The sequence below is a fragment of the Microbacterium sp. CFSPD4_SD4 genome (assembly GCF_057364585.1).
Genome location: NZ_JBNFOC010000013.1, coordinates 56439 through 66239, shown reverse-complemented (window position 1 = coordinate 66239; position 9801 = coordinate 56439). Strand labels below are relative to the sequence as shown.

The 9801-nt window shown below is 73.5% G+C and carries 11 protein-coding genes; 3 read left to right on the top strand and 8 right to left on the bottom strand.

Annotation, left to right across the window (positions count from 1 at the left end):
• The 3 genes from AC2W7E_RS15055 to AC2W7E_RS15045 all read right to left on the bottom strand — a co-directional run.
• A partial coding sequence (locus AC2W7E_RS15055) for a CPBP family intramembrane glutamic endopeptidase (protein WP_485989414.1) occupies positions 1–1090 on the bottom strand: 1090 nt, incomplete at its 3' end.
• Complete coding sequence (locus AC2W7E_RS15050) at positions 1090–2142, bottom strand: DUF1648 domain-containing protein (RefSeq protein WP_338565669.1); 1053 nt, start codon at positions 2140–2142, stop codon at positions 1090–1092. The genes AC2W7E_RS15050 and AC2W7E_RS15055, both read right to left, overlap by 1 nt.
• Entirely contained in the window at positions 2129–2536 is a 408-nt protein-coding gene (locus AC2W7E_RS15045) for a GntR family transcriptional regulator (RefSeq protein WP_085606672.1), read from the bottom strand. The genes AC2W7E_RS15050 and AC2W7E_RS15045 overlap by 14 nt, the downstream gene beginning before the upstream one ends.
• A 99-nt stretch (positions 2537–2635) precedes the next feature.
• Between AC2W7E_RS15045 and AC2W7E_RS15040 the strand changes: the two genes are divergently transcribed.
• Together AC2W7E_RS15040 and AC2W7E_RS15035 are read left to right on the top strand one after the other, a co-directional pair.
• The gene (locus AC2W7E_RS15040) at positions 2636–3106 is read left to right on the top strand and encodes a PaaI family thioesterase (protein ID WP_025103919.1); all 471 of its coding nucleotides are present in this window, start codon (positions 2636–2638) and stop codon (positions 3104–3106) included.
• 41 nt (positions 3107–3147) lie between these two features.
• Positions 3148–4386 (top strand): APC family permease, encoded by a 1239-nt coding sequence (locus AC2W7E_RS15035; RefSeq protein WP_085606674.1) that lies wholly within the window; start codon positions 3148–3150, stop codon positions 4384–4386.
• A gap of 5 nt (positions 4387–4391) precedes the next feature.
• On the opposite strand, the gene AC2W7E_RS15030 is transcribed toward AC2W7E_RS15035, so the two are convergent.
• Positions 4392–5171: a helix-turn-helix domain-containing protein gene (locus AC2W7E_RS15030; protein ID WP_085606677.1), complete on the bottom strand. Its 780-nt coding sequence runs from the start codon at positions 5169–5171 to the stop codon at positions 4392–4394.
• A gap of 92 nt (positions 5172–5263) precedes the next feature.
• On the opposite strand from AC2W7E_RS15030, the gene AC2W7E_RS15025 reads away from it, so the two are divergent.
• Complete coding sequence (locus tag AC2W7E_RS15025; RefSeq protein ID WP_085606679.1) at positions 5264–5791, top strand: VOC family protein; 528 nt, start codon at positions 5264–5266, stop codon at positions 5789–5791.
• Here the strand turns inward: AC2W7E_RS15025 and AC2W7E_RS15020 are convergent.
• From AC2W7E_RS15020 to nhaA, 4 genes are all read right to left on the bottom strand, one after another.
• On the bottom strand, positions 5760–6563 hold the full coding sequence (locus AC2W7E_RS15020) for an SGNH/GDSL hydrolase family protein (protein ID WP_253247435.1): 804 nt from the start codon (positions 6561–6563) through the stop codon (positions 5760–5762). The genes AC2W7E_RS15025 and AC2W7E_RS15020 overlap by 32 nt on opposite strands.
• 61 nt (positions 6564–6624) lie before the next feature.
• Entirely contained in the window at positions 6625–7875 is a 1251-nt protein-coding gene (hisS, locus tag AC2W7E_RS15015) for a histidine--tRNA ligase (RefSeq protein ID WP_485989415.1), read from the bottom strand.
• A gap of 67 nt (positions 7876–7942) precedes the next feature.
• Positions 7943–8605 carry a nucleoside triphosphate pyrophosphohydrolase gene (locus AC2W7E_RS15010; RefSeq protein WP_126894563.1) on the bottom strand — a complete coding sequence of 221 codons (663 nt, stop codon included), beginning with the start codon at positions 8603–8605 and terminating at the stop codon, positions 7943–7945.
• Positions 8606–8624: 19 nt separating this feature from the next.
• Positions 8625–9791 carry a Na+/H+ antiporter NhaA gene (nhaA, locus tag AC2W7E_RS15005; protein ID WP_025103912.1) on the bottom strand — a complete coding sequence of 389 codons (1167 nt, stop codon included), beginning with the start codon at positions 9789–9791 and terminating at the stop codon, positions 8625–8627.
• Between the last annotated feature and the right edge of the window lie 10 nt (positions 9792–9801).

Genomic DNA, 9801 nt, shown 5'->3' with positions numbered 1-9801 from the left:
CTCGGGCAGCCCCGCCGCGCGCTGCGCCTCCAAGGCCGACGCCAGGGCCGGGTCCGACCACGAGCATGTCGGCGAGGAAGGTGTCGGCGCGTGCCCAGGCGGCGGGAGTGGATTCCATGTGCTCAGCCAACCCCCGGCGCCGGCCGGCCGTCAAGCGTCGGCGGGGTCGGCGGGGTGCGCGGCGCGGCGAGCTCCGGCTGGCGGCGGAACTGCCCCGTGAGCACGAGGACGAGGCCACGACGGCGGCGACGATCCAGCCCGCGACACCGAGCGGTCCGGCGAGGGCGAGGTCGGGCTGCTCGGCGGCGACGATCAGGACCAGGCCCGCGGCGGCGTTCAGGGCCCCGTGCGCGACGACCGCCGGCCACAGCGAGCCGGAGCGCAGCCGCAGCCAGCCGAACAGGACCCCCCACGCCACGCAGCCGCCGATCATGAACAGCACGCCGGTGACGTCCGTCCGGCCGAAGTTGTAGCCGAGGAGGATGACGGGGCTGTGCCACAGCCCCCAGATCGCCCCGCTGAGCAGGAGCGCCGGCCAGGTGCCGAGCGGACGCAGCGCCGGGAGCAGCCAGCCGCGCCAGCCGAGCTCCTCACCGAAGGCGAGCACGCTGTTCACCAGCGCCCCGACCGGGATCGCGGCGAGCTGCGCGAACACGACCACTCCGACCGGCGGCACCGGTGTCCCCGGGGGAAGAGCCTGGGCGAGCTGATCCGCGAAGGCCGAGAAGGTGAGGTCGAGCCGCACCCACCCGAATGCGGCTGCGAGGAGGACGCCGAGGGCGACGAGCAGCGGCGGCACGAGCCAGGCCGCGACCAGCAGCCCGACGACGCGCTTCGCGGGCCGCAGCGGCCACATCCCGAGGAAGCGCGCCCGACCGCCCTTCTCCGGTACGCCCGTGGTGAGCATGACGACGAGCACCGCGGCCGCGGGCGTGAACATCATCACGGGGAGGAGCGCTCCCGCGAAGGGTTCGGCGAGGCCGTCGCCGAGCCAGAGGGGCAGGCAGACGAGAGCCGCGAGCCCGCAGGCCGTGAGGGTGAAGATGAGGACCGCGCGCCAGGGCACGCGGGTCGGCGTCAGAGCGCTCATCATGCCGTCCTCTCCGTTCCTCCGGAGGGCGCAGGCCCCGCGGATCGGTCCACGTACGCCTGCAGGAGCGCCGCCGCCTCCTCCGCCCCGTCGATCGTGATGACGAACGGTCCGTGGTCGCGGCGATGCACCTCGATCGCCGGCCCCTGGCGCATCACGATCCCGCTGCGGCCGTCGGGAGCGAGACGCCACCCCCAGCCGCCGAACTCGCCGAAGGGCGAGATGCGCACGGCCCTGGCCGACGCGATCTCCGCCACCGGGATGGTCTTCCGAGGCCACCCGATCACGGCACGGGCGTCGATGCCGTCCGGCGTGACGCGCACCCGGAACGAGGCGGTCGCCGCCAGCGCGAACCCGACGACGAGGGCGACCAGACCCGAGACCCAGGCCAGCGGGGTGCCCGTGATGAGCATCGCCACGGCGAGCGCCACGAGCCCGAGCAGCACGAGCAGGAGGAAGACGAGGGCACCGGTGGGCATGGTCGTGGTGCCCACCCAGACGACCCGCTCGCCGTCGCCGACCCGCACGTCGTGGCGGGGCTCGAGAGCGGCGCCGGGCACCGACTGCACGCGCGGCTGCACGAACCACGCCATCGCGCCCACGCCGAGGAGAGCCGCCCAGGCCAGTGCCATCACTCCCGCGATGCCCGGGACCTCACCGGAGGGCGGGAGGTCGCGCTGGATCGCGAGGGAGCCCAGGCAGATCACGCCCGCGAACGCCGACATGCCGGCCGCGGTCGCTCCGAGCAGACGGGCGGTCGCGCCCCAGTGCGCCCCGACGGCGACCAGTGTCGTGACGGTCAGGAGCACCGGGAGGCCGAGACCGACGCCGAGGAGCACCCAGAGGTAGGTGGCGGCCGGGCCGAAACCGTCCGCCCCGTCGACGCCCCAGTGGATCGCGACGTCGGTGGGGAACGACGGCAGCCAGGCCGTGAGCACGAGAGCGGAGATCGCGACGATGAGCACCGGGAGGACGAGCGCCACGAGGACGAAGGCCCGTCGTGCGCGGCGCAGGGTGGCCGGAGGGGTGCGGGTGGGGTCAGGCGTCGTCATGGGAGGCCTCCTGGGGGGTCGCGGCGGAGGTGGGAGGTTCGGCTTCTGCGCGGTGCGTGCGGACGATGCCGGCGAGGGTCTCGGCGGAGACACCCAGGGCCGCCGCCCGCCGGATCAGCCCATCGATCTCGTGAGAGAGTGCGGCGAGCGGCGCGGCGGAGGCGGCGATCACGGCGCCCCTCCCCCGCCGGAGGTCGACCAGGCCCTCGTCGCGGAGGCGCTGGTAGGCGTGCAGGACGGTGTGCTGATTGATGTCGAGGGCGGCGGCCACGTCGCGGGCGGCCGGCAGACGATCGCCCGGCGCGAGAGCACCGGAGAGGATGTCGGCACGCACCGAGGCGGCCACCTGGTCGTAGAGCGCGAGCGGGCTGTCGACATCGACGCGGATGAGCATGGCACCTCCCTTCGCTAGTTATTCTATGTGAACTAGAAAAACTGTGCCAACCCTCCAGACGTCTTCGCGGGGACTCGGCGCATCCTCCACACTGACCTCATGCGCATCACGCCCCGCCGCCTCGCCCTCGGCATGAGCCTCTGGATCCCCAACCTCTGCAGCGGCATCCGCGTCCGCCGGTTCAGCGACGACTGGACCCAGGCGACCGTGGAGCTGCACGTGAACCTCCTCACCCGCAACTACGTCAAGACCGCGTTCGGCGGCTCGATGTCGGCGATGACCGACCCGTACTTCTTCATGCTCGTCATGCATCAGCTCGGACGGGACTACGTCGTGTGGGACACCCGAGGTGAGATCGAGTTCCTCAAGCCGGGGCGCGGGGTGCTGACCGCGGAGTTCGAGGTGACGCGGGAGAAGGCGGAGGAGCTCCGGCAGCGCGCCCGCGGCGGCGCGAAGGTGCTCGAGTGGTTCGAGACGGTCATCACCGATCGCGACGGAGACGTCGTGGCGACCGTGCGCCGCGAGGTCTACATCCGCGAGAAGAAGCGCGTCACCGCGTCCCGCGGCTGACGCGTCACCGGCCGTTCACCCCGGCGTGGGACGATGACCGGGTGCCCCTCGCCCGCCGCCTGACGCTGCCGGACGCCGTCGCCATCGGCCTCGGATCGATGATCGGTGCCGGCGTGTTCGCGGTCTGGGGACCGGCCATCGAGGTCGCCGGGAGCGGGATCCTCCTCGCCCTCGCGATCGCCGTCGCGGTCGCCTACGCCAACGCCACCGCGTCCGCGCAGCTCGCGGCCGTGCACCCCGTGGCAGGAGGCACGTACGCCTATGCGCGCGCGGAGATCGGACCGTGGTGGGGCTTCGTCGCCGGCTGGAGCTTCGTGATCGGAAAGATCGCGAGCTGCGCCGCCATGGCCATGACCTTCGCCGCCTACGCTGCTCCGGCGGGGTGGCAGACGCCGGTCGCCGTGATCGCCGTCGCCGCCCTCGCGGTCGTGAACTGCCTGGGCGTGACGCGGACCGCGCTGGCGACCCGCATCCTCGTGGCCTGCTCGCTGCTCGGGCTCTCGGTCGTGGTGGCGGTCGGCCTCGGCGCCGCGCCGACCGCCACCCCCGCGCCGCTCCCCGACACGACCGTGTACGGCGTGCTCCAGGGCGCCGGACTGCTGTTCTTCGCCTTCGCCGGTTACGCCCGGATCGCCACCATGGGCGAGGAGGTCGTCGACCCCGCGCGCACGATCCCCCGCGCGATCGTGCTCGCTCTCGGCGGCGCCGTCGTCGTCTACGCGCTCGTGGGCGTCGTGGTGCTCCTCGTCCTCGGTGGCGACGCGCGGGGAGCCGCCGCGCCCCTGGCCGACATCCTCACCGCGGCCGGCTGGTCGGCGTTCGCCCCCGTGGTGCGGATCGCCGCGGCCGCCGCCTCCCTCGGCGCTCTGCTGGCCCTGCTCACCGGCATCGGTCGCACGACGCTCGCCATGGCGCGAGAGGGGGATCTCCCCCGGTTCCTCGCCCGCATCGACGAGCGCCATCAGGTGCCGCGCCGCGCCGAGATCGCCCTCGCCGTCATCGTGATCGCGCTCGTGCTCGTCGGGGATCTCCGCGAGGTGATCGGGTTCTCCTCCTTCGGCGTGCTGCTGTACTACCTCATCGCGAACGCCGCCGCGTTCCGCCAGCACGGCGCGGCCCGCCGATACCCCCAGGCACTGCAGGTGGGCGGAGCCCTCGGCTGCCTCGTTCTCGTGAGTACGCTTCCCGCCCTCGCCTCGCTCGTCGGCATGGGCGTCGTGCTGCTCGGGGTCGCCGGACGGGCGCTGCGGGTACGGCGGCAGCAGCAGCGACGCGGCTGATCGCCTCAGCCGGACACCCTGGCGCGATAGTCCCGCGGCGGCAGGCCGAGGACGGCCGCGAAGTCGCGCGTGAGATGGGCGTGGTCGGCGTATCCCAGCGCGGCGGCGAGCGCCGTCAGGTCGGTCTCCGGCTGCTCGCGGAGGCGCTGCGCCGCCTCCTGCAGCCGGCGGCGGCGGATGATCGCGCCCGGCGAGAGCCCGACGGTGCGGTGCGTGAGCCGCTGCAGCGTGCGCACCGAGAGCGCGAGTCGGGTCGCCGCTTCCTCCGGCGTCAGCGCCGCCCCCTCCCCCAGCAGCACGTCGAGCATCGCGTTGGCCTGCCGCCCCGCCGCGCCGACCGGGCCCACGCGCTGCGACAGCCACGCGGAGAAGACCGCGACGGCGCGCTCCCGGCGTTCGGGCGCGGTCCGCATCGCCGTCGTCACCGCCGCGTGCAGCTCGGGGGCGTCGAAGGAGTGCTCCGCGTCGATCAGGGCCGGAGGGTCGTCGGTGAGGGCAGGGACCGCGGCGGGGCGGAGCAGAGCGCCGACAGCCCACCCCGACCCCCGCAGCTCCCTGGTCGACGCGCGGGTCGTGGCGCCCGAGATCGACACGCCCTCCGGGGCGACGACGAGGTTGACGGCCGGATACGAGACGATCTCCTGCCGCGACACCTCGCCGTCCGGGAGGCTCCACTCCGGGATCCAGAACCAGGAGACGAGCGCGGCGGCCTCAGCGGGCGGGGGTACCCGATGGAACGAGGGCAGCCGTGCGGGATAGAGCACTCCGCGCGTCCGGTCCACCATGGGCCCAGCGTAGAACGCGCCACCGACGCGGCGTCGGCGACGTGTCGCGGATCTTCAAGCGGCGGGTACCCTCGCCCGCCTACCGTTGCCGCATGACCGAACAGACACCTCCGGCCGGTGTGACCGGCGCACACACCACCGACGGCCGCCCGCACAGCGCGACCTCGCTCACCCCCTTCCTCGCGATCCCCGACGCCGCCCGCGCCGTGGAGTTCTACCGGGACGTCTTCGGCGCCCGCGTGGTCGACGTGACGGAGTTCGGCGGTGTCGTCGCGCACGCCGACCTCGACTTCGGGCTCGGACGGCTCCAGCTCGGCGAGCCCAGCCCCGAGTACCACCTCGTGCCCGCGCCTTCCGGCGACGACGACTGCTATTCGATGGGCCTCTACGTCCCGGATGTGGACGCCGTGGTCGCGCGCGCCGTCGCGGCGGGGGCGACCGTCCGCGAGGCGCCGTCCCTGTTCGTCTCCGGCGACCGCTACGCCAGCATCCGCGACCCGTTCGGCGTCCGCTGGTCGATCATGACCCGCGTGGAGGACCTCTCCGACGAGGAGAGCGCACGACGGGTCGCGGAGTGGGCGGCCTCGTTCAGCGCGGCGCCGGAGAGCGCCGAGAGCTGAGCGCGACCAGGGCGGCCCGCTCGACGGCCGGCAGCAGCGCCTCCGCGGTGCGGCGGTAGCCGAGGGCGCTCGGGTGGAAGCGGTCGAGGCTGAACATCTCCTCCGGCTCGTCGAAGAACATCCCCCCGACAGCCCGCCGCAGGTCCACCGTCTCCGCTCCTTCGCGGTCCGCGGCCTCCGCCTGCACCTCGGCCAGCCGTCGCGACAGACCGGAGGCGATGCGGCGCAGGGGCTGCGGCACCGCGCGCAGGGCGCCGAGGTCGGGGCAGGTGCCGACGACGACGCGGGCACCGCGAGCCTGCAGGCGGACGATGGCCGCGCGCAGGTGGCGGGCCGACTCCGCTGCCGGGAGGCGGTGGGTGACGTCGTTGCCACCGACCACGATCACGGCGACGTCGGGGCGATAGTCCGCGGGGAGGCGGGAGAGCTGCCCGGCGAGATCCCGCGACTCCGCGCCCACGACCGCGGCGGTGCGCAGCCGTACCGGACGCCCGAGCCGGCGTGCCGTCGCCTTCGCGAGCCGCGCCCCGAGGGTCTCCTTCCGCCGTGCCGCTCCCAGGCCGGCAGCGAGGGAGTCGCCCAGCAGCAGGAGGTCGAGCGGCTCGCCCTCGAGCCCCGGGCGCCAGACACGGTCGGCGTCGAGCGACTGCTCCCCCAGCGGCTTCCCGATGCGCCGGCGCGCGAGGGCGGCCTGCCGGTCGAGGACCGCGCGGGCGCCCACGACGAGCGCGGCGGCGAGCGCGACCAGGGTCAGCAGAGGCAGACGACGCACGGCGCGATTCCAGCCGACCGCCGTGAACGTCCGGTGAACGCCTCGTCCCGACGGGGGCGACTCAGGCCAGCGTCTTGACCTCGAGCTCGTCGTCGCCGGGGCGCACGCTCGCGAAGTGGGTGTAGCCGTCCGCGGCGGAGCGCTCCAGCAGCGCCTTGAGGTTCTTCGTGCGCTGTTCGAGGCGGACCCGCGCGCCCTTCGCGACGAGGGCCGTCTTGTGCGCCACGAGCTCCGCGACGGGCACGGCCGCGTCGTGGACGAGCACGATCGCCTGCGCCGCGGTGGCCGGGTCCGTCGAGACGAGGTCGACCAGGCGCTCGAACCCGAGGGAGAAGCCCACCGCCGGCACGTCCTGCTGGAGGAACCGGCCGATCATGCCGTCGTACCGTCCTCCACCGCCGAGCGAGTACGTGACGGACGGGTGCGCGAGCTCGAAGATCGTCCCCGTGTAGTACCCCATGCCGCGCACGAGGAACGGGTCGAATACGAGCGGGATGTCGTCCTGCCCGCGGCCCGCCGCCACGGCCTCGCCGATGCCGACGAGGTGGGCGACGAGCTCGTCGGGCGCGCCGTCCGGGAGCGCCTTGCGGATCTGGCGGTCGCCGAACGGGTGGTGCTCGAGCGTCTGCGGGCGACCGAGGAAGGCCTGGAACGCGTCGACCGCGGTCGTCGTGGCCCCGCGCTCGCGGAGCTCGGCGGCCACACCCTCCGGCCCGATCTTGTCGAGCTTGTCGATCGTGATCAGCACCTGCGGGCGCTCCTCCTCGGTGAAGCCGAAGTGCTCCAGCATCCACTCCAGCACGCGGCGGTCGTTGATCCGCACGCTCGCGCCCTCCAGCCCCAGGGCGTCGACGGCGTCGAGCGAGGCGGCCAGCAGCTCGGCCTCGGCGCGCGCGGACGCGTCGCCGATGATGTCGATGTCGCACTGGACGAACTGGCGGTAGCGCCCCTTCTGCGGACGCTCGGCCCGCCAGACGGGACCGATCTGGATGGATCGGAAGACGCCGGGGAGCTGTCCCCGGTTGCTCGCGTAGAAGCGGGCGAGCGGCACCGTCAGGTCGTAGCGCAGGCCGAGGTCGGAGAGCTCCGCCGGATCGTCGGCGCCGGCGCGGACGGCCTCCGCATCCAGGCCGCGACGCAGGATGTTGAACGACAGCTTCTCGTTGTCGCCGCCGATGCCGGCGTGCAGCCGGTCGTACTCCTCGACCACGGGGGTCTCGATCTCGTCGAATCCGTGCGCGCGATAGCGGTCGCGGATGACGGAGAGCACCCGCTCACGGCGGGCCTTGTCGGCGGGGAGGAAGTCGCGCATGCCGCGCGGCGCGTTCACGGTAGCCACCCGTCCATCTTCCCAGGTCGGCGGCGGTGTCCGTGTCGGGTCAACCGGCCTCGGCGGCGCGGACCTCGTCCTCCAGGCGCGTCAGCCGTTCCCGGAGGGCGCGCTCGGCGTCCCAGCCCTCGGCCCGAGCGGTGTCCACGAGGGCGAGGAGGGCATCGCCCAGCTCCTCCTCCGACGACGGGCGCAAGGCGGACGGCGGCGCGGGCACCACGCCGGCACCGGCGGCACGACCCGACATCTTCTGCGCACGCGCGAGGGCGGGCATCGCGCGCGGGATCCCGTCGAGCACGCTGCGGCGGGTGCGCTTCTCCGCCGCCTTCGCCGCGTTCCAGTGCACGAGCACCTCCTCCGGCGTCTCCGCGACCTCGTCGCCGAACACGTGCGGATGCCGCCGCACCATCTTCTCGGTGAGCGTGCGGGCGACGTCGTCGATGTCGAACGGGTCGTCCGGATCCTGTGCCGCGATCGCGGCATGGAACAGCACCTGCCACAGCAGATCGCCCAGCTCCTCGCGGAGGTCGGCGCGCGAGCCGTCCTCGACCGCGTCGATCACCTCGTGCGACTCCTCGATGAGGTACGGCACGAGGTCGCGGTGCGTGATGCGCTGCGACCACACACACCGCTCCCGCACCGCACGCATGGTCTCTGCGGCCGCGCGCAGCGGATCGTCGATGTCCTCGGGGCCTCGCTGCTCGCTGGTCATGCTTCCTCCGGACTCCGGCTCAGGCGGGGATGGGCGCAGCGCGACGGTACCACCGGGCGCGCAGGGTGACGACGATGCCGGAGAGGATCAGCGCGAAGAGCGACCCCACGAGGACGCCGAGGATCGCCTGGTCGCGGATGACCGCGTCGCCCTCGAACGCGAGGTTCGCGAGCAGGAGCGAGACGGTGAATCCGATGCCGCCCAGGGCGCCAGCGGCGAGGATGTCCGCGAAGGGCAGCGCCGGGTCGGCCCCCTTCGGACGGATGCGCATGGCGAGCCAGCCGAACAGGGAGATGCCGATGATCTTCCCCACCGGAAGGGCCACCACGATCGCCCAGAAGGCCGGGGAGAGGGCCGTCGGCGAGACGGCGGGGATGACGACGAAGGCCGCCACGAAGGCGAAGAGCGGCAGGATCGCGCCGTTCACGGTCGGCTCCAGCGCATGCCGGGTGCGTCCGGCGGGTACCGGCGCCATGACGAGGCCGAGCATCACGCCGGCGATGGTCGCGTGGATGCCGGACGAGGCGACGAGGCCCCACGTGACGACGCCGACGACGGCCATCCCGACCGCGACGAGCGTGTGTCCGGTGGCGTGCAGCAGGCGGCTCAGCAGCCAGAACACCGCCACCCCGACGATCGCGAGCCCGAACAGGAGCCACTGCACGTCGTGCGCGAAGAGCACCGCGATGAAGATGATGCCGATGATGTCGTCGAGGATCGCGAGGGCCAGCAGGAACACCCGCACCCGGGACGGGAGTCCGCGTCCGAACATCGCCAGCACGCCGAGCGCGAAGGCGATGTCGGTGGCGGTCGGGATCGGCCACCCGGACGCCGTCTCCGGCCCTCCCGCGATCAGCAGGTACACGAGGATCGGCACGAGCACGCCGCCGGTCGCCGCGATGGCCGGCTGCACGGCCTTCCGCGGGGAGTCGAGCTCGCCGTGGGTGAGCTCGTGCCGCAGCTCGATCGCCACGACGAGGAAGAAGATCGCGAGCAGGCCGTCCGACACCCAGTGCGCGATCGACAGGTCCAGCGCCGTCCCCGGGACGGCGAGGTGCGTCTCCAGCAGTCCGGCGATCGCGTCGTGCGTCGGCAGGTTCGCGAAGAGGAGGCCGAGGCCGGCGGCCACGAGCAGGAGGACGGCCGGGAACTGCTGCCCGCGGAGGGGGTTCGCTGTGATGCGCATCCCGTCCATC